At 68.2% G+C, this 18,540-nt stretch carries 15 protein-coding genes and 2 pseudogenes; 4 read left to right on the top strand and 13 right to left on the bottom strand.

What is annotated here, in order from left to right; translation table 11 throughout:
* Positions 1 to 36: 36 nt before the first annotated feature.
* Complete coding sequence (locus tag ACTWQC_RS19065; protein ID WP_443316921.1) at positions 37 to 1,620, top strand: PucR family transcriptional regulator; 1,584 nt, start codon at positions 37 to 39, stop codon at positions 1,618 to 1,620.
* A 98-nt stretch (positions 1,621 to 1,718) separates the two neighbouring features.
* Here ACTWQC_RS19065 and dapE read toward each other — a convergent pair whose 3' ends face one another.
* From dapE to ACTWQC_RS19100, 7 genes are all read right to left on the bottom strand, one after another.
* Positions 1,719 to 2,780 (bottom strand): succinyl-diaminopimelate desuccinylase, encoded by a 1,062-nt coding sequence (dapE, locus tag ACTWQC_RS19070; protein ID WP_443316922.1) that lies wholly within the window; start codon positions 2,778 to 2,780, stop codon positions 1,719 to 1,721.
* Positions 2,777 to 4,243: an amino acid permease gene (locus tag ACTWQC_RS19075; protein ID WP_443316923.1), complete on the bottom strand. Its 1,467-nt coding sequence runs from the start codon at positions 4,241 to 4,243 to the stop codon at positions 2,777 to 2,779. The genes dapE and ACTWQC_RS19075 overlap by 4 nt, the downstream gene beginning before the upstream one ends.
* A gap of 727 nt (positions 4,244 to 4,970) precedes the next feature.
* Positions 4,971 to 7,208, bottom strand: a complete 2,238-nt coding sequence (locus ACTWQC_RS19080) for an MMPL family transporter (protein ID WP_443316924.1) — start codon at positions 7,206 to 7,208, stop codon at positions 4,971 to 4,973.
* A gap of 242 nt (positions 7,209 to 7,450) precedes the next feature.
* Positions 7,451 to 8,128, bottom strand: coding sequence for a hypothetical protein (locus tag ACTWQC_RS19085; protein WP_443316925.1), 678 nt, complete (start codon positions 8,126 to 8,128; stop codon positions 7,451 to 7,453).
* Complete coding sequence (locus ACTWQC_RS19090) at positions 8,125 to 8,448, bottom strand: PadR family transcriptional regulator (protein ID WP_443316926.1); 324 nt, start codon at positions 8,446 to 8,448, stop codon at positions 8,125 to 8,127. The genes ACTWQC_RS19085 and ACTWQC_RS19090 overlap by 4 nt, the downstream gene beginning before the upstream one ends.
* Positions 8,449 to 8,680: 232 nt before the next feature.
* The gene (locus tag ACTWQC_RS19095; protein ID WP_443316927.1) at positions 8,681 to 9,160 is read right to left on the bottom strand and encodes a tyrosine-type recombinase/integrase; all 480 of its coding nucleotides are present in this window, start codon (positions 9,158 to 9,160) and stop codon (positions 8,681 to 8,683) included.
* 71 nt (positions 9,161 to 9,231) lie between these two features.
* Positions 9,232 to 9,888, bottom strand: coding sequence for a hypothetical protein (locus tag ACTWQC_RS19100; protein WP_443316928.1), 657 nt, complete (start codon positions 9,886 to 9,888; stop codon positions 9,232 to 9,234).
* Between ACTWQC_RS19100 and ACTWQC_RS19105 the strand changes: the two are divergent.
* Both ACTWQC_RS19105 and ACTWQC_RS19110 read left to right on the top strand, forming a co-directional pair.
* Positions 9,887 to 10,072 (top strand): annotated as a pseudogene (locus tag ACTWQC_RS19105) (IS5/IS1182 family transposase); the annotation flags it as partial. The gene ACTWQC_RS19100 and the pseudogene ACTWQC_RS19105 sit on opposite strands and share 2 nt — an antisense overlap.
* A gap of 337 nt (positions 10,073 to 10,409) precedes the next feature.
* Positions 10,410 to 11,051: a LuxR C-terminal-related transcriptional regulator gene (locus ACTWQC_RS19110; RefSeq protein ID WP_443316929.1), complete on the top strand. Its 642-nt coding sequence runs from the start codon at positions 10,410 to 10,412 to the stop codon at positions 11,049 to 11,051.
* 19 nt (positions 11,052 to 11,070) lie between these two features.
* Here the strand turns inward: ACTWQC_RS19110 and ACTWQC_RS19115 are convergent, their stop codons facing one another.
* From ACTWQC_RS19115 to ACTWQC_RS19140, 6 genes and pseudogenes are all read right to left on the bottom strand, one after another.
* A complete protein-coding gene (locus ACTWQC_RS19115) occupies positions 11,071 to 11,508 on the bottom strand; it encodes an ester cyclase (RefSeq protein WP_443316980.1) in 438 nt (145 codons plus the stop codon).
* A gap of 5 nt (positions 11,509 to 11,513) precedes the next feature.
* Complete coding sequence (locus ACTWQC_RS19120; protein WP_443316930.1) at positions 11,514 to 13,178, bottom strand: NAD(P)/FAD-dependent oxidoreductase; 1,665 nt, start codon at positions 13,176 to 13,178, stop codon at positions 11,514 to 11,516.
* Positions 13,179 to 13,636: 458 nt separating this feature from the next.
* Positions 13,637 to 14,314, bottom strand: a complete 678-nt coding sequence (locus ACTWQC_RS19125) for a hypothetical protein (RefSeq protein ID WP_443316931.1) — start codon at positions 14,312 to 14,314, stop codon at positions 13,637 to 13,639.
* A complete protein-coding gene (locus ACTWQC_RS19130; RefSeq protein WP_443316932.1) occupies positions 14,311 to 14,634 on the bottom strand; it encodes a PadR family transcriptional regulator in 324 nt (107 codons plus the stop codon). The genes ACTWQC_RS19125 and ACTWQC_RS19130 overlap by 4 nt, the downstream gene beginning before the upstream one ends.
* 62 nt (positions 14,635 to 14,696) lie before the next feature.
* Complete coding sequence (locus tag ACTWQC_RS19135; RefSeq protein WP_443316933.1) at positions 14,697 to 15,974, bottom strand: cation:proton antiporter; 1,278 nt, start codon at positions 15,972 to 15,974, stop codon at positions 14,697 to 14,699.
* A gap of 295 nt (positions 15,975 to 16,269) precedes the next feature.
* Positions 16,270 to 16,940, bottom strand: a pseudogene (locus ACTWQC_RS19140) (4'-phosphopantetheinyl transferase family protein).
* A 756-nt stretch (positions 16,941 to 17,696) separates the two neighbouring features.
* On the opposite strand from ACTWQC_RS19140, the gene ACTWQC_RS19145 reads away from it, so the two are divergent.
* Positions 17,697 to 18,521, top strand: a complete 825-nt coding sequence (locus ACTWQC_RS19145) for a helix-turn-helix domain-containing protein (RefSeq protein ID WP_443316934.1) — start codon at positions 17,697 to 17,699, stop codon at positions 18,519 to 18,521.
* Positions 18,522 to 18,540: the final 19 nt, after the last annotated feature.

Here is an 18,540-nt window from a genome sequence, read left to right on the forward strand (position 1 = left end):
CTATGTGACCGTCCCCACCGGAGAGCCCGACCGCCCATGGACGCCTGCACCCTCGAGGAACTTCTCGACACCCTCGGCGAGCCCATGCTCCGCGTGCTCACCGCCCCAGCTGGCCTCACCACACCCGTCTCCGAGGTCCTGCTGTACGACGCCGGGGCCCCGTTTCCGCGCAGCGCGCCCGGCGCCCTGCTGCTGACGGTCGGGGCACGAGCGGGTGAGGTCGGGCCGCTGGCACGCGATGCTGCGGCGGCCGGGATGGCCGGACTCGTCGTACGGGACAAGGACGGGCAGCCCGACACGGTGGCGGCGGCGAAGGCCCACGGCCTCGCCCTGCTCGCCGTCGACGAGGACGCCGCCTGGCATCACGTCCATCTGCTGCTGGCCTCCGCGATCGGCTCCCGGCCCGGCCCGGCGGGCAGCGGGGCCGCCTTCGGCGACCTGTTCGCCCTCGCCAACGCGGTGGCCGCGGCCGTGGGCGGCGCGACCGTCATCGAGGACGCCCGCCAGCGGATCCTGGCCTACTCCACCGTCCCAGGGCAGGTCGTCGACGAGGCCCGGCGGCAGGGCATCCTGGGCCGCCAGGTGCCGAGCAGCCCGGAGAACACCGAGCAGTACCGCGTCCTGTTCGCCGCCCCCGGACCCGTACGCCTCGCCGCACTCGACGGCGACGAGCTGCCGCGCCTCGCCGTCGCGATCCGCGCCGGCGGCGAGACGCTGGGGTCGATGTGGGTCGTCGACGACGGGCACGTCGGCCCCGATGCCGAGGACGCGCTTACCCAAGGGGCGTCCACGGCCGCCCTGCTCCTGCTGCGGGCACGGGCGAGCGAGGAACTGTCCCGGCATCTGACGAGCGACCTGCTGCGCCGCCTCCTCGACGGCACCGCCGAGCCCGCCGGCGCCGCCCACCGCCTCGGCCTCGCCGCCGGCACCCCGGTCCGTGTCGTGGCCTTCGCCCTCGACGGCGCGGTGTCCGCACCCGACGGGGAACAGACCGCGCTGCGACTGCTCGACCTCGTACGGCTCCAGTGCGAGGCACGGTACGGGCGGCACGCGTGCGCGCTGGTGGACGGGAGTGTGTACGCGCTGCTGCCGGTGGCCGGTGAGCGCGGTGGGGAGCGGCACAAGCGGCTCGCCGAGGACATCGTGCGGCGCGCGGGTCAGGCGCTGCGGGTGCCGGTGCGGGCCGGGCTGGGCGACGTGGTCCCGGACCTGGCGGCCGTGCGCGGCTCACGGGACGACGCCGACCTCGTCCTGCGGGTGCTCGGCCCGTACGAAGACATCGCTGCTGTGACCGAGGTACGCGCCCGTGTCACCCTGCTCCGGCTGCGTGAACTCATCGCCGAGAAACGGGCGTTGACAGCGGGTGCCTGGCGGGAGGTCCTGGCGTACGACACCGAGCACGGCACCGACTACGCCAGAACCCTGGTGTGCTGGCTGGACGCCGGATGCGACATGGCGCGGGCGGCGAAGCTGCTCGCCGTGCACCCCAACACCTGCCGGTACCGCCTCAGGCAGGCGCGGGAGCACCTCGGCATCGATCTGGACGACCCGGACGAGCGGTTGGTGCTGTGGCTGCAGCTGCGGACGCTCGCAGGGCTCCGGGGCTCCGACCGGGCCTGACCCGCGGCAGGTCGCGGTGGGGTTCACCGGTCGGCGTCGCGGCTCCGACGGTCTGCGCCGTGCGGTCCACCGGCCTGAGGCCGCGCCCCCGTTGGCGTTCAGCCACTCAGCCAGGCCGCGAGCCGAGCCTCGCACTCCCGCAGCTGCGCGACGGGCACGTACTCCCCGGCGGTGTGCGCGAGGGTCGGGTCACCCGGGCCGTAGTTGAGCGCGGGCGTGCCGAGCGCGGCGAAGCGGGCGACGTCGGTCCAGCCCAGTTTGGGGCGGGGAGTCGCCCCCAGGACCTCGACGAGCGAAGCGACCGGGCCCTGTCCGAGCCCAGGCAGGGCGCCCGGCACGACCTCGGTGACCTCGACCTCGTACTCGGGGAAGAGCCCGCGCACATACGCCTCGGCCTGCCCGGCCGATCGGCTCGGGGCGAAGCGCAGGTTGACCGTGATCACGCAGGCGTCGGGGACGACGTTCTCGGCGATGCCCGCGCGGACAGCGACCGCGTTCAGCCCTTCGCGGTACTCCAGGCCGTCGATGACGATCCGCTCGGCGGTGTGGTCGTCGAGGCGCTGGAGCACGGCGGCCGCTCGGTGCGCGGCGTTGACGCCCATCCAGGAGCGGGCGGTGTGCGCGCGCTCGCCGCGCACCCTGATGTCCGCGTTCAGGACACCCTGGCAGCCCGCCTCGACGCCCGCGTCGGACGGCTCCATGAGGATCGCGAGGTCCGCCTTGAGCAGGTCGGGGCGTTCGGCGGCGATACGGTTCAGGCCGTTGCGGTCGCCGGAGACCTCCTCGCACTCGTAGAAGACGTAACTGACGTCGCGTACCGGTGCGGTGAGGGTGGCCGCCAGGCGCAGGGCGACGGCGACGCCGCCCTTCATGTCGCACGCCCCGAGCCCGTGGAGCAGCTCTCCATCCAGCCGGGACGGCAGGTTACCGGCGGCCGGGACGGTGTCCAGGTGGCCGCCGATGACCACCCGCTCGGCGCGGCCCGAGTCGGTGCGGGCCACGACGGAGTTGCCGATGCGTTCGACCGTCAGATGCGCGCACGCGCGCAGGGCGGACTCCACGGCGTCGGCGAGGTCGGCCTCGTCGCCGCTCTCGGACGGAGTGTCTACCAGGGCCCGGGCGAGGTCCACCGGGTCGGCGCTCGGGTTCAGCGAGGTCATGCGGCGGTGTCCTCCTGCGGGGCGGGCCGGCCCAGCCGGGAGTGCTTGATGCCGTAGAGCGCGTAGATCGCGAACCCGACCGCCATCCACAGGCCGAAGGCGATCCAGGTGTCGGTGCCGAGCCCCCACATCACATAGCCGCAGCACAGCGTGCCCAGCACGCAGGTCACCGGCGCGAGCGGTACCCGGAAGCTGCGCGGTGCCTCGGGGCTGCGCCGACGCAGGATCAGGACGGCACAGTTGACCAGCGCGAACGCGAACAGTGTGCCGATGCTGGTGGCGTCGGCGAGCGCGCCCAGCGGCACCAGCGCGGCGAGCACCATGATGAACGCGGACACGATGACCGTGTTGGCGCGGGGCACCCCGGTCTTCGGGTGGATCTTGGCGAACAGGGGCGGCACGAGCCCGTCGCGCGCCATCGAGAACAGGATGCGGGTCTGACCGTACTGCACGGCGAGGACGACGCTCGTGGTGGCGACGACCGCGCCGACGGACAGCAGGATCGGCCACAGGTCGCCGCCGCCGACCGAGCGGACCAGCACCTCGCTGAGGGTGGCTTCGGTACCTGCGAACTTCTGCCACGGCATCGCGCCGACCGCCGCGATCGCCACCGCGCAGTACAGCGTGGTGATCAGCCCGAGGGAGAGGAGGATGGCGCGCGGCAGGTCACGCTGCGGATTCTTCGCCTCCTCACCGGCCGTCGACGCGGCGTCGAAGCCGATGTACGAGAAGAACAGCGAGGCAGCGCCCGCGCTCACACCCGCCATGCCGAGCGGGAACAGCGGCTGGAAGTTCCCGGCGCGGAACGCGGTGAAGGCGACGGCGCAGAACATCACCAGGGCGGCCACCTTCACCGCCACCATGATCGTGTTGACGACGGCGCTCTCGCGTGCCCCGCGCAGCAGCACCACCATGGCGAGGACGACGATCGCGGCGGCCGGAACGTTCAGCACGCCGCCCCCACCGGGCGGGGCGGCCAGCGACTCGGGCAGCGTCCAGCCGACGGTGAGCTCCAGCAGCTCGTTCACGTACTGGCCCCAGCCGACCGCGACGGCGGCGACCGAGACGCCGTATTCCAGCACCAGACACCAGCCGCAGACCCACGCGACCAGCTCGCCGAGCGTGGCGTAGGCATAGCTGTACGAGGATCCGGCGCCCGGGATCATGCCCGCCAGCTCGGCGTAGGACAGGGCGGAGAACAGTGCGGTGATCCCGGCGAGCACGAAGGAGACCACGACGGCGGGGCCCGCCTCGGGCACCGCCTGGCCGAGGACGACGAAGATCCCGGTGCCGAGGGTGGCGCCCACGCTGAGCAGCGTGAGCTGTGTGAGCCCCATCGTTCGACGCAGCTCACCACCATGGGCCTCGGCAACCAGATCGGCGACGTCCCGCCGCCGCGTCAACCTGCTCGCAGCCCCGACCTCACCCGCCGGTCTCCGCGGGCTCGTCCGCACAGTGTCCACCAGTCCACTCCTCTCACAGCTCCCACTCCGGCCCTTGATGATGCGGAATGGAAGGTGGAGAGGGGTGTGCGTGTTGGCCAAGATGGTGAGGGGCGCTTTGGCTTTCTGGCCAATGCCGGAGGTGGATGTGTTTGGCATCGCGCAGTCTGCGGCAGCGGGAGGGTGTCATTCGCTTGTTGAGCGAGGGGCTCGGCTCTATCGATGCGGTCGAGGGCGAGTACGCGCATCTCGGCATCACCCCCATGGGGATCAAGGACCGGTTCAGGCCCTTCGGTGACGAATCGACCGCTGGGGGTCAAGGAGGCGCAGGTTCAAATCCTGTCGTCCCGACGGTGTTTTAGCAGGTCAGAGGCCGTTTTCCCGCTCACGTGACCCCATGGATTGGCGTCTGGCGTGGGGCTCTCGTCCCGACACTGATCGCGACGCGCGACATCTACGGCAGGTTCCGTCTACGAGATGCACTTCAACACCCTCGGGCCATATCGGGCCCTGGGCCAGGCAGTGCCACTAAACGACCGCTCCCCTGCGCTTGCCGAAACACGGCCAACTCGGCAGCGGGATACGTCTGCGGGTCAAGCAGGTCGGTGGCCAGCCGGTACCCCTTATCCCCGGCGCCGGGGACACCCTGGAGCCAGCCGAAGCTGCCTCGACCGCTCCTACCACCCTGTCCGATGAAGGCCGGAGAAAGGACGCATAAGTCACCGCGCCGGGGCGCGGTGACCTGCGGTCAGACGCGGCTTTCCCGCCGCACTCCGGGGAGCCGGGTCGCGGGGGACGGCGCCTCGGGAGAGTGCTCCGGGCCGGAGGCCGCTTCGTCGGAGGCGGGAGAGGGACCTGAGCCGGATGCCTGTCCGGGGATGGCGAGCAGCCGGCTCACGGAGCGGGGGAACCACCAGTTGGACCGCCCCAGGAGGGTGACCAGCGCCGGGGTGAGCAGGCCCCGGACCACGGTGGCGTCGATGATGATGCCCGCCGCCAGTGCGGTGGCGAACACCTTCACATCGGTGATCGGGATGCTGGCCAGCGCGGTGAAGGCCAGGAAGAGGATAAGAGCTGCGGAGGTGACGAGCCGTCCGGTGCGGCTGATGCCGGTCACGACGGACGGCACCACGGTGTTTCGCTCACCCTTGGCGATCAGGTCGAGGTGGGTCTCCCGGATGCGGTGCAGGATGAACACCTCGTAATCCATGGAGAGTCCGAAGAGGAACGCGAAGACCGCCATGGGAATCCAGATGGTTACCGCTCCGATGGCCGGGGTGTCGAACAGCGCCTCGCTGCCGTAGCCCTTCTGCCAGACGAGGACGACCACGCCGTACGCCGCGCAGGTGGACAGCGCGTTGAGCACCAGCGCCTTCAGCGGGAGCACCACCGAACGCAGCGTGCGCGCCAGGACGATGAAGGTGATCAGGGCGACGAAGAGCACGATGAGGCCGAGCGATCCGTAGACCGCGTCGATGAAGTCGGCATCCTGCGCGGGACCGCCGCCGGCGAGTGCGCCCTGGGTCTCCCGTGCAGTGTCCACCACGGTGGACACCGTGTCACGGCCGCCGCTGCCCGACGGGTCCTCGGTGGTCCACACATCGACGATCTGGCCGCCGTCGCGCGCCCAGTCCGCGGGGGCGACGCTGCCCGCGACGCCGTCGATGCCGGCGAGCTTGTCGTTCATCGCGTCGGTGCCGTTCGCGTCGACGAGTACCTCGACAGGGCGGGCTATGCCCTCGCCGAAGCCCGCGTCGACGATCTGCTCGAAGGCCTTGGCGGGCCGGCCGCCCTGGGCGAGCGTCGCGGTCTCCGGCTGCCCGAGCCGCAGGGCGAGCACGGGCGCGGCCAGCATGAGCAGCAGCGCGCCGCTGAGGATCGCGCACAGCGCGGGACGGCGGGTGGTGAGCGCGGCGACCTTGCTCCACATCCGGCTGTCCGGGCGGTGCTGCCGACGCGGCCGGTCGAGCGTGTCGCCCCACGCATACAGCAGCACCGGCAGCAGCGTGAGGGCGACGGCGACGCTGACGAGGGGGATGAGCAGACCCGCGTATCCGACACTGCGCAGGAAGGGCACCGGCAGGACGACGAGCGCGGCGAGTGAGATCGCCACCGTGGCGCCGCTCAGCGCGACGGCCCGGCCGGCGCTGGCCACGGACCGCACGATCGCTTCCTTGCGCGCCTCGGGTTCGGGGCCGTCGGCACCCGGTTTGTTGCGTTCCTCGCGCCAGCGGGTGACGACGAGGAGTGCGTAGTCGATGGCGATGCCCAGGCCGATGAGTGCCACCAGGAACTGGACGATGAAGGAGACATCGGTGATCCCGGTGACGCCGCGGACGAGCAGGAAGGTGGTGGGGATCGCCACCGCGGCCATCAGTACCGGCACGATCGCGAGGCCACTGGCGAAGACCAGGACGAGCACCAGCAGGGCGCCGACGGCGCCGATGAGGGTCTCGTGGATGGGGCTGCGCTGGGCTCCGCTGTCGCGGCCCGAGAGGACGGGCTGACCGGTCAGCTCGACCGGCGCACCCGCGATCCTGGTCTGCTCGACCGTCTTCTTGATCCTCGGGAGCGACTGCGCGTAGGGCGCGTTGGTGGGGTTGGCCGGCGGGTAGACCAGTGCGACGGTGGTGCGCTTGTCCTTGGACAGCAGCGAGTCGTCGCCGGTGCTGGCGTACGAAACGCTGCGGCCGCCCCGCGGCGTCACCTCGGTGACCAGGGCGCCCCACTCTTGACGCACGGCCGCGTTGTCGGCGGTCGTCCCCTCGGGCACGGTCACCACAAGGAGCAGCGGGGCGTTCTTGCCGCCGGTGTCGGCGAATCGCTGGGCGAGGGTGTCGTTCGCCTCTTGGGCCGGCTTGTCCGGGAGCCGTGACTCGTAGCTGAGTTTGTCGATGGTGCTGCTCGCCGTGGCTCCTCCGGCGAGGGTGAGAACCACCCATGCGAGGACCACGGACCACCGGTGAGCGAGCACCCACCGTGTCATGCGCTCCACGGTACCGACCTCCTGTAGGGACGCTATTGTGTAGCCGTGCTACCTATTGGGGACAACGTAGCGGCCCGCCGCACCCGTTCGCAACAGAGATCAGTTCGGTGGCGCGCAAGCAGAGAGCCCCCAACTCCGACGGCAGCCAGGGGAGTTGCCTCAGGAGTTGGGAGCTCTGATGACGTGGCCGCTCCGTACCGGCCGCGGAGGGGGGTACGGCGGACGGAACCGCGCGGTAGGGCCTAGGAGGGGCCCGCTCCTCGTACGACGGAGAGGAAGCGTTTCAGGGACAGGGCGAAGTAGGCACCGGACACCACGGTCAGCGTCGCCGGGAGGGAGACCATGGGCCAGTCCAGGGATTCCGGATGGTTCAGGCCTCGGTTGAGCAGCAGGAAGACCAGAGCGGCCAGCACGCACAGCATGCCGATGAGTGCCGCGAGGGCTCCCGTCGTGACCGTCACGTCCCGCGGTGCGCCCGCCGCCTGGATCCCGCTGCCTTTGCGCAGCCCGGAGATCGCCCCGGAGAGACAGAGCACACAGCCGAACGCCACTGCCGACAAGCCCGTCAGCAGCATGGGCGGGTGATACCCCCACGGCCCGGCCGGCCCGCTGAGCAGCGCATACGCCCAGGTGACCGCGAGCAGCGGCAGAACGCACAGAGCCCGCAGTGACAGACGGATTGCGCTGATCCGCAGCGTCGCGTCGTTGTAGGCCCGGGCGAGCTCGCTGACCGACCCCCACTCCTGGACGGCGCGGTGTGCGGCCACCTCGGCGTCGGCGCAGCCCTCGAGGTTGCCCTCGGCGGCACACTGCAACCCGTCCATGACCTCGTCGATGATCGCGGAGCGTCTCGAGTGCGGTCCCACGAGGTGCTGCGCCAAGTGGTCGGTGTAGCGCTGCAGTGCTGCCGCCTCCGTCACGCCTCGCCCCCCAGCACGACCGAAATGATCGAGGAAACCTCCTGCCACGCCGTCCGCTTCTCCGCCAAGGCGCGGCGGCCCGCCGTGGTCAGGAAGTAGTTGCGGCGGCGACGACCGTTGTGCCGGGACCACTCACTACCGACCAGCCCTGCGGCCTCCAGACGGTGCAGGGCCGGATAGACGGTGCCGGTCGGCAGATTGATCGCATCCCCACTGCGCCGCTTGAGCTCCTCGATCACCGCATATCCGTGCAGTTGTCCAGGCTCCAGCACAGACAACAGCATCCCTTCCAGGTTTCCTCTCAGGGTTTCCGCCTTCATGTATAACCACACTACACATCGGGAACCGCGGAGGACTGGTGCCGACGCCCTCGCCGCTGCGGCGCCATCATGCGTCTCCCCACGAATCCATTCGCCTGGAGGTTTGGCTACCTGCACGCTTGCCTCGCCCCTTGCGGTTTTCACCTGCCTCTCACGGATCTCTCACGGACTGGGTGTCGCGAGGCGGCAGGAGGTGTCAGGCTGCTGGTAGTGAAACAGGACCTGACCTGCGCTATCCGGACGCGCTGGGGGTCAGGGGTCGCAGGTTCAAATCCTGTCGTCCCGACCAGCGTTTTCGCAGGTCATAGGCCATTTTCTCAGAGATGAGAGAGCGGCCTTTTCCGTGTTCGCAGGCCTGGTGGTCGCCTGGTGGTCGCATACCTTCCCTGAAATTGGGGGGTGAACTGGCTGCTGGGGCGGGGGAGTAGAGCGGCTTGAGCCGCTTGCGATGCCTCTCTGTGTGGTCGCGGTATGGTCGCAGCCAGTTCGGCCAGTGGCGGCGGGTGCCGTCTTGGTCGGCGTTGGTCAGGGCTTGGTCGATGGTGTCGACGGCGTCGCGGGCGGCTTGCTGGGTGAGGTGGCTGTAGAGGTTCGCGGTGGTGGACAGCGTGGAGTGGCGCAGGGTCTTGGACACCACGGTCAGGGGGACGCCGGCGGTGAAGGTGAGGGTGGCGGCGAGGTGCCGCAGGTCGTGAAGGCCGATACGGGGCACTCCGGATCCCCTCGCTAAGAGGCGTCCCGCAATTGCTTGAGTAGGTCTTCGCGGGCGCTGGCGGTGGACGGTCAGGCCCTCTCCACCAGTGTCGAGTAGGCCCTCTCAAGGCCCTGCGTATAGCCGGCCCCCAACTCGACATAGACGTGCCCGCTGGCCGCACAGGCTTCACGTAGGGCAGAGCTCTGTTGCCTGACCCACGCGGCGATCTCCCGGTAGGTGGTGTCATCGGCTCCGTCGAGCCAGTCCGGGGCGGCCCTCAAGTGTTCGGTGGTCAGCTCCGTGTTTCCGAGGAAGACGCAGCTCAGTGGCATCCCGAGACCGGTGGCGGCTGCGGCCGCCGCCGGCGTGACGATGTCGCCCTCGACCACATAGCCGTCCAGGGGATCGGAGTCGTCGAGGCCCTCCGCAGTGGCACGGATGAACTCGACGAGGAAGGGCTGCGCCCGTACAGCCTTGTCCGGATGCGTACCGTGCCGCACGCCGTGCTGGGGCGCAGCGCGCTGCAGCATCGAAACCAGAGCGTCGGTCGGACATCCCGGGATGCCATCCCGGTCCAGCAGCATCCATGCGAGGGTGCTCTTGCCCACCCGTGGCGGGCCGCCTATCAGGTAGATCACGTGCAGACCGTACCCCGGGCGACAGCTTGGGTGATCTCGCGGCGGCAGAGCCGTGACCAGCGCCTCCAGATCAGGCAGGTGAACTTGCCATGGGATGATCTTGGCCATGGCTGGTGTGATCACGGCATCGGAACCCTCCTGGATAGCCCCATTCACCGGGCTGAACCCACGCGTCTTCGACAAATTGGTGACCGCGCTGCGCCGTGAGGGTGCCGACGAAGTGCGGCGGGGACGGCCCTGGGGGCTGCCCCTGGAGGACCGGGTGCTGCTGGTCGCCGCCTACTGGCGCACGAAGCGGGTCGCCGTGACTTCGCTGAGCATTTCCCCAGGCCATACGGGTGCGTGCGCCGATAAACGTGTTTTCCACCACGCATCGCTGAACTCAAGCTTCCGCTCCCGGACTTGCCGACCCGGCGACACCTGCAGTGCCGGTGTTACAGCAATCACAGTCTGGGTGCGGGGATCTGGGCGGTGCCCCGGTGAATTGACGCATCGTGGATACGGCGGGCTGGGTGCGCGGCTCTTCCGGGAAATTCGCCAATCTGGGATAAGCGCCGCCCTAGCTGGGACCGATGCCTCCCGGCATATTCTGTCTGCAAGGTTCAACCGTCGAGTCATCGGGGGAGCACATGCCGAGTTCGGCACGCACCGCAGTCCTGCTCGTTGATTCACAGCCCATCTCTCGGACGGGACTGCACACCATTCTGGAGGGTTACCCCGATCTTGTTGTGGTCGGAGTCGCCCAGGACAGCGACACCGCAGCCACGCAGTACCGGGACCTGAGGCCGGACGTCGTCATCATCAACTCCCATACGGACGCGGCGGAAGCGGTGGACAGCGTCAGCGCGCTGGTTCGGTCGCACCCCCCTCATCCCGCCCCCAACACGCTGGTCCTGATCAACGACGTGGACGCGGCGGCGAGCCAGCTGCTACAGACCGGGGTGAAAGGTCTGCTGTCCAACAGCAGCACACCCCAGGAACTCGCCGCCGCAGTCCGCATCATGGCCACCGGGAAGTCCCTACTGATCCCCACGATCCGGCAGCAGCAGCCCGGCGATTCGCCGCTGGAGCAGCTCACGGAGCGGGAAATCGAGGTGTTCCGTCTTATGACGCGCGGCTACAGCAATGCCGAGATCTCCGCCGAGCTGACTCTCAGTCAGAGCACCGTGAAGTCTCACATCCAGAAAGTAATGGAGAAGTTGGGGATCCGCAACCGAGTGCACGCGGTCATTTTCGCCTACGAGAAGAACATTATTCGGGCCGCCTCGTAGGGAATTGCGGAGCGGGCCCTCAGGGCGCAACTTGCCCGTCCTTCTCACGGAGTTGGGATACGAGCTTCCATAGGTCGAAGACATTCCTGTCCTCCACCGCAAGGCCGTCTTTCACACGCCAAACCTGCACCCCTTCGGAAAAAATCGAGCGCCCTGTGGGAGCCACTCCGACGTATTCCCCCACATGCGTCGCCCGAGTGGTGTACCACGTCGCCACCCATGGTCCTTCAGCCACCTGGATCCCGACGTCCACGGTGAGTTCGGAGAACGCCGCGTGTCGGCGCAGCACGCTCTGCTTGGGTCCCTCCGGGCCGACCCGCTTCCCGTTCAGCAGGAAGTCCGGGTGGAAAACGCGGTCGGCTACTTCCACGTTGCAGCGGGTCCAGCCCTCGTCGAACCAGTAGCGGGCGAGAGCCTTGTTGGCTTCCTGGGTGCTGAGGCCATCACGTACGGGCATGGCGCTCACCGGTTCCCGGCCTCGGGGGCGGGTGCGGCGCCGGCCTTGCGCAGTGCCGCCAGGGTTTCCCGGCCGATGGTACTCAGCTCCGGGAGCGGCGATGCGGCCGCCCACTCCAGGAAGTCCTTCATCTGGCGCTGGTCCGGATAGATAAACCGGCGGTTCACGTCTTTCCAGCCAAACTCCGGAGACACCGCCTCAGATTCCTGGACGAGTCGAAGAATCCGGTCCGCGGCCGTGTCGCCGTCGATGGCATTCGATTCGTACTGCGCGCAGGCTTCCGCCATTCCGTCGAGCACCAGCTTGAAGGCGTCACTGTCGGGCCACCACAGGCCGGTGTGCGGAACCTTCTCCAGGTTGTCGAAGACGCTCGCGTCGCGGTCGGCCCGGAAGGTGCGCAGCGCGTTGTTGATACGCAGCGAGCCGGGGGTGTTTCCGCTGCCCCACACGCGGAACACTGCATCCCAGAGCCTGAAGTGCGAGAACGAGATGAACGAGCAGTTGACGAGGATGTCGTTGTAGTCGAGCAGGCCCTGCTCCAGCTCCTCGACGTAACGGAAACGCTCCTCGTTGAAGTCGTCGTCAGCCAGGGCGTCGAGAATGCGCGGGACCAGTGCGTGGATGATCTCGAATGTGTTGGACATACCGCGCGAGTACAGCGGGTCAAGGAATCCAGCGGCGTGCGACATGAGGCACCAGCGCTGCCCCACGGTCTTCCGGGAGGAGTACTGCAGCCGCCCCGTGGACACCCACTCGCGCACCTTCCTGGCGCCCTCGAACTGCCGCTCCACAGCCGGGAACTGACTCACCAGCTGGGCGAACTCCCCCTCCGGGCTGAGGCCTTCGGGCTTGGGGTACAGCCGCGGGTCGAGCGTGACGCCGACGCTGCACAGCGGGTTGCGGGAGAGCTCATGGTTATCGAACGGGATGATCCAGAACCAGCCGCGCTCGAAGAGGTGGTGCATGGTGCCCTCGTGCCACCGCACGGGTGGCCGGCTCTCCGCGGGGGCGCGCACCACGTCGTCGAAGGGGCGCACCCCGATCATGTGCGTGAACAGGGAGCGGGAGTGGTGCTGGAACCGGGCGGGCTGCTCACGCAGCCCGAAGAGGTCCGCAAGCGGCGACCGGAAGCCGCTGGCATCCACCAAGTAGCGTGCCCTGACCTGCCGTTCGTCGGTCCCGGTCAGCGTCACACCGTCGTCGTCGAAGTCGACCCGGGCAACCCGCCACTGCTGGCGGGTGTCGCAGCCGTGTTGGACCGCGACCTGGAAGAGATAGGCGTCGCTGTCCTGCCGGAAGAGATGGCTCGCGGAGGTCAGTGCGTCGGGGATGACGAACTGGTGCGCCTCTGTCGGGTCGGGCTCCTCGCCGGGCCGGTGCAGCATAAAGCCGAAGTGCCGCTTGGCACCGAAGGTGTTGCTCACCTTCTCGTTGATGGTGTTCGCATCGGCGAGTGCGTGGAACTCGGGGATGTCGAAGCGCTCGGCGAGCACCTGGAGCCATGCGACGAGATGGGGAATCATCGACTCCCCCACCGCGAACCGCGGGTGCGTGCCCGCATCGGCGAGCAGCACCTTGGGGCCGCTGCGAGCCAATACGGCGCCGAGGGTGGATCCGGCGATGCCTGATCCGAGGATCACCACGTCGTAACTTGGCGTCTGGTTGGCCACTGTCGGTTCCCTCCGAAGTCGTCGAGTCCCGGACGTCTCAGTGCTCCACGTCCGTTCCCTCACCTTGTCGGTAGCCGATGAAGGCGCGAAAAAGGCGCCGTCGAGCGGGTCGTTTCCTTGGGCCGGATGCTTGTCCGGGGGCTGCAAGCAACCGGCCCAAGGAGCTCAGGAAGACCAGCGCGGCGGTCACGACAAGCGGCAGCACCATGCTCTCCACGGCACTGACCTCCCTGTAGCGACACTATTGTGTAGCCGCGCTATCTATAGCGCCAATGTAGCGTCCCATCAGGCCCGATGCAACAACGGCCAGTTCGACGGCGCGTAAACGAAGAGCTCCCATCTCGGGTGGCAACGACGAAAGTTGTCGCCCACGATGGGAGCTCCGCCGACCGCAGCCGTGCGGAGGGGGCCGCGGCGGTGGGCACGACGACGGTTTCGGGCGCCGAAGTTCGCAGGTTCTACGAGGAGCCGGTTGCCCGTACGATGGCCAAGAAGCGTTTCAGGGACAGGCCGAAGTAGCCGCCCGCCATCACGGTCAGCGTCGCCGGTATGGAGACCATGGACCAGTCCAGGGATTCCGGATGGTTCAGGCCTCGGTTGAGCAACAGGAAGACCAGCGCGCCCAGCACGCAGAGCATGCCGATGAGCGCCCCGAGCGTGCCCGTCGTGACGGTCATATCCCGTGCCGCCCTCGCCGCTCGGATCCCACTGCCGCTCCGCAGCCCCGAGATCGCCCCGGCGAGCGAGAGGACACAGCCGAACGCCACCGCCGACAGGCCCATCAGCAGCAGCGGCGGATGCTGCCCCCACGGCCCGGGCGGGCCGCCGAGCAGTGCGTACGCCCAGGTGGCCGCGAGCAGTGGCAGTACGCACATGGCCCGCAGCGACAGGCGGTTCGCGCTCAGTCGTAGCGTCGCATCGTTGTACGCCCGGGCGACGTCCTTGGCCGAGCCCCACTCCTGGACGGCGCGGCGCGCGGCCTTCTCGGCGTCGGAGCAGCCTTCGAGGTTGGCCTCAGCCGCGCACAGCAACCCGTCCATCACCTCGTCGAGGATCGCGGAGCGCCGTGCGTGCGGCCCTACGAGGTGCTGCGCCAGGCGGTCGGTATAGCGCTGCAGTACTGCCGCCTCCGTCACGCGCTGCCTCCCAGTACCACCGAGATGACCGAGGAGACTTCCTGCCAGGCGGTGCGCTTGTCCGCCAAGGCGCTGAGCCCCGCCGCGGTCAGGAAGTAGTTGCGCCGGCGACGGCCGTTGTGTCGGGACCACTCACTGCCGACAAGTCCCGCGGCCTCAAGGCGATGCAGGGCCGGGTAGACAGTGCCCGACGGGAGATTGATCGCATCTCCGCTGCGTCGCTTGAGCTCCTCGATGACCGCATAGCCGTGTAGTTGGCCGGCCTCGAGTACCGAAAGGAGCATCCCTTCCAGGTTCCCTCTGAGGGTTTCTGCCTTCATGTGTAACCACGCTACACATCGGCGCCATTGACAGGTAGCCTCACGCCGTGCTTCGCATACCCTCACGCCGTGCTCTGTGCGCCCCGCGCCGTGGCGGCCTGCCCTTCCGGCTGTTCGGAACCGTCCCGCGTGGACAGCGGGCCGCCCTGCCGCCTGTCCAACAGCGAGAGCAGCGGTCCCGTCATGGCCGTGGTCACCAGGGCCATGACGACCATGAGCGAGTACAACGGTCCATCGAGCAGCCCCAGTTGGAGACCGACGCCGAGGATGACCAGTTCGGTCAGGCCTCGCGTGTTCATCAGTGCTGCCAGCGTCGCGGACTCCCTGGCCGGAAGCCGTTGAGATCGGGCCCCGGCGTATGTGCCGCAGAACTTGCCTCCCACCGCCACCAGCACGATGGCGCCGAGCTCGACAAGCCCTTCCATGCCCACGGTGCGCAGATCCACCTTGAGTCCGGCGACCACGAAGTACACCGGGAGCAGCACGGAGGTGATCTGGCCCGTGCGGTCGCAGATTTCATCCCGCAGCGAGGCGATGGCCTCCCGTGGCAGCAGCACGCCGAACAGGAAGGGCCCGAAGATGTAGTGCATCCCCATGGCTTCGGTGGCCGCCGAGGACAGCAGCGCGCCGATCAGGATGAACGTGAGCCTCAACGGCGTGAGGGGTTGCGCCTTTCCTCCCGGCATGAACACCCGCCGTATCAGCGGCCGGATGGCCAGCAGTACAGCGGTGAAGGGGATCAGCAGGGACACCCGCCAGTAGCCGCCGGCGCCGCCGACCACAGCCTGCACGCCCGCAAGGGCCGACCAGGCTACGACATCGACGAGCGCCGCCGTGGCCAGTGCGAGGCCGCCGGTCTCCGAGCGGCCCAGGCCGCGTTCGGAGATGATGCGGGCGAGCACCGGGAACGCCGTCACCGACAACGCCAGGCCCATGAACACCACGAAACTGGCCGGCTGGTCGGTCTCGTGGTTGCGCAGCAGGTAGAAGGCGAGGCCGACACCGAAGACGAACGGCACCAAGGTCGACCCCAGGGCCGCCGTGGCGGTGGCTCTCCTTCTACCGTGCAGGGCGCGGTGTTCCAGCTCCAGGCCCACGATGAACATGAACAGGGCGACCCCGACATCAGCCAGGCCGGTCAGCAACGGGCGGACGTCCATGGGGAACAAGGTGTCGGCGACCATACCGTCGAACAGTGTGGGGCCGAGGAGGATGCCGGCGAGGATCTCGCCGATGACGGGTGGCTGCCCGACCCGCACCACCAGGACCCCCAGGCCCCGGGCCAGCAGCAGGATGAGCGCAAGGTCCAGGAACAGCAGTTGCACTTGATGGCTGGTCATGAGTAGTGGAGGCACCAATCAGGTCGCGTCGGCAGGCTCGGCTGCTCCAGGAGTGAGCGGTTGCTGCAGCTGCTGCGGTTACTGGGGTTGTGGTGATACGACCAGTCGCGCCGTGCGGAAGCGAGCAGAGCTTTCTTTAGGCACCGGCGTCTTCGTCAGCTCGGTCGACTTCTGGAACTCCGAGGCAAATGGCGTCTGGAGAGGTGGAGAGACCGGTCCGTCTCTTCGTTCCCCATGGGCTCCCTCCTGGGAGCCTCCTCGGCATCTCAAGACTGCGGTGGCCTCCGCGTCGCTGTCATCGCCCAGATTGCTCACTCGGTTCAGCAGGGACCGCGATGGCGGTGACGACGACTCCATCGCCGACAGCCCAGCGACCGGTGAACTCCGCGAGGGGCCCGTACCCCGGCACCACGGGCGCCGGCACGAGGAGTCGCGCTGTGAAGACGCCGAGCACCGGATCGACGTCAAGCTCCGCATCGGTGAACTCCAGCCAGCGGCCGGTCAGTGGGTACCACGCCTTGTAGGCGGACTCCTTCGCACTGAACAGCAGCCGGTCCCGGGACAGCTCCGGCCTGGAGTCCAACAGCCGTGCAAGATGGCGACGTTCGCTGCCCACGGTGATAGCGCCAAGGACTCCGCTGGGCAGCCGGTCATTCGGTTCGGCGTCGATGCCGAGGGTCAGGACATCGCGCTGCCGGGCCACGGCCGCGGCCCGATAGCCGTGGCAGTGCGTCATGCTGCCGACGATTCCGCTCGGCCATCGTGGAGCGCCCCGGTCCGTCGTCATGATCGGCACACCGGGGGGATGCCGAGCTTCCCGAGCGCACGCCGTGCACAGTGCCTGGCGGTGGTGAATTCCCGGCGCCGCTTGGGTACCGCGCGGGCCACCAACGCCTCCTCCTCCGGGTAGAGGCCGCCGACCGCCACATCCTCGGCCGTGGCCACGGCGGCCAGACTCGGCGGCATCAGGTCCTCAATTCGGACCCCAGTGAATACCCGAAACACCTCTTCCACACTTTCAGAATTTACCAAGTGCCAGCTCCGCAACCCGAGAACAACGCAGTAAGAAGGCACCCATCCACTGGAAACTTATCAACATCGGGACTTCCGGCAATTTGTCCAACACTCCAGGCGATCCCCTGTAGGTACTGATTGCCCCATTTCGACCCGTCCGAAAACTGAGTACCCGCTACTCATGCGCCCGCCCACAGGGTTGTGATCATCTGGTAAAGGATTGCGCAGCGAGAGCTTCGCGGTCAAGCAGAGAGGACGACACCGATGAGTTCCCACAAGGGACAGCCCTATTTCGAAACCCGGCTCGACCCTGCCGACCTCGGACCCCATCAGGACCGCCCGACGACCTGGCTGAGCGACTAAATCGTCTGCTCCCGACGCGGGCATGATCAGCCCGGCCCGCACTCCCGACGAACGGTTTCGAGTCGCTTTTCGACGACCTCGGCACCGTCGCACTCACCGGCCTCCTCCCCCCACCTGACGTGCTCGGACACGCCTCGCATCCGCAGAGCGAACACCGAGTCGCAGCTCACGGCCCGGACCCCTTGGCTGCAGTCATCTCCCGCAGCCTGTCCTGCGCGTTTCCCCTTAATTCATCGCGCATCGGTTCCTGTGCACTCCGCACGCTTCAAATATTTTCTGGGCTTCACGTCACGTGCAGATCAGCATGCACGAAAAACGACTGCATGCACCGCTGGAGGACTACGGATGAAGCAACATCGGATCAGCGAATTCACCATGCTGCCCGAGGATGAAGAGCAGGGAGTCCAGAGGATGAAGCACCTCGTAGAGCGCGCGGTCATCACCATCCGCGAACGGTTCCACGAGCCCATCGGCCTCGATGATCTCGCCCGCTCTGCCATGGTGAGCAAGTTCTACTTCCTACGCGTTTTCCGACGCATCACCGGTGTGACGCCCGGTAGATTCCTCAGCGCGGTACGGCTACACGAAGCCAAACGTCTGCTGCTTGATACATCCCTCAATGTCGCCAACATCTCGACGCAGGTGTGCTACAGCAGTGCCGGCACGTTCTCACGCCGTTTCACGGCCTCGGTCGGAATCGCTCCAACCCGCTATCGAAGAATCGCTCAAGGCGACGACATCGAGCATCCGAAGACATCCCAGCTGCCGGTGTCCTCGGGGCCGCTCGGGTCGATTTCCGGGACGATGCACGTCCTGGGAGTGCCTCGGTCGCCCCTCTGCATCGGGGCCTTCGACAGCCCCATCATGCAGGGGCAGCCCGCGGCTTTGTCCATGCGCACCCGGGCGGGGTCGTTCTCCTTGAACAACGTGCCGCCGGGCACCTGGTACCTGCACGCGCTGGCGCACGATGCGCAGCCGTCGCGCGAGTCGGACAGCCGTAGCTCGCTGCTGGTCGGCACGGTGGGCCCGGTGCAGGTCAGCGCCAACGACCACATTCGCCTCGATATGGCCGTCAAGCCCGAGGACTGGACCCGCCCGCCGGTGCTGCTCGCGCTGCCCGGCTTCGATCCGCTGCCCGCGCCGGCGCCGTCCCTGGCCGCCGCCCGGTAGACCATCCGCGTCCGAGGCC

Origin of the sequence: Streptomyces sp. 8N616, assembly GCF_052246385.1 — a bacterium.
Lineage (GTDB): Bacteria > Actinomycetota > Actinomycetes > Streptomycetales > Streptomycetaceae > Streptomyces.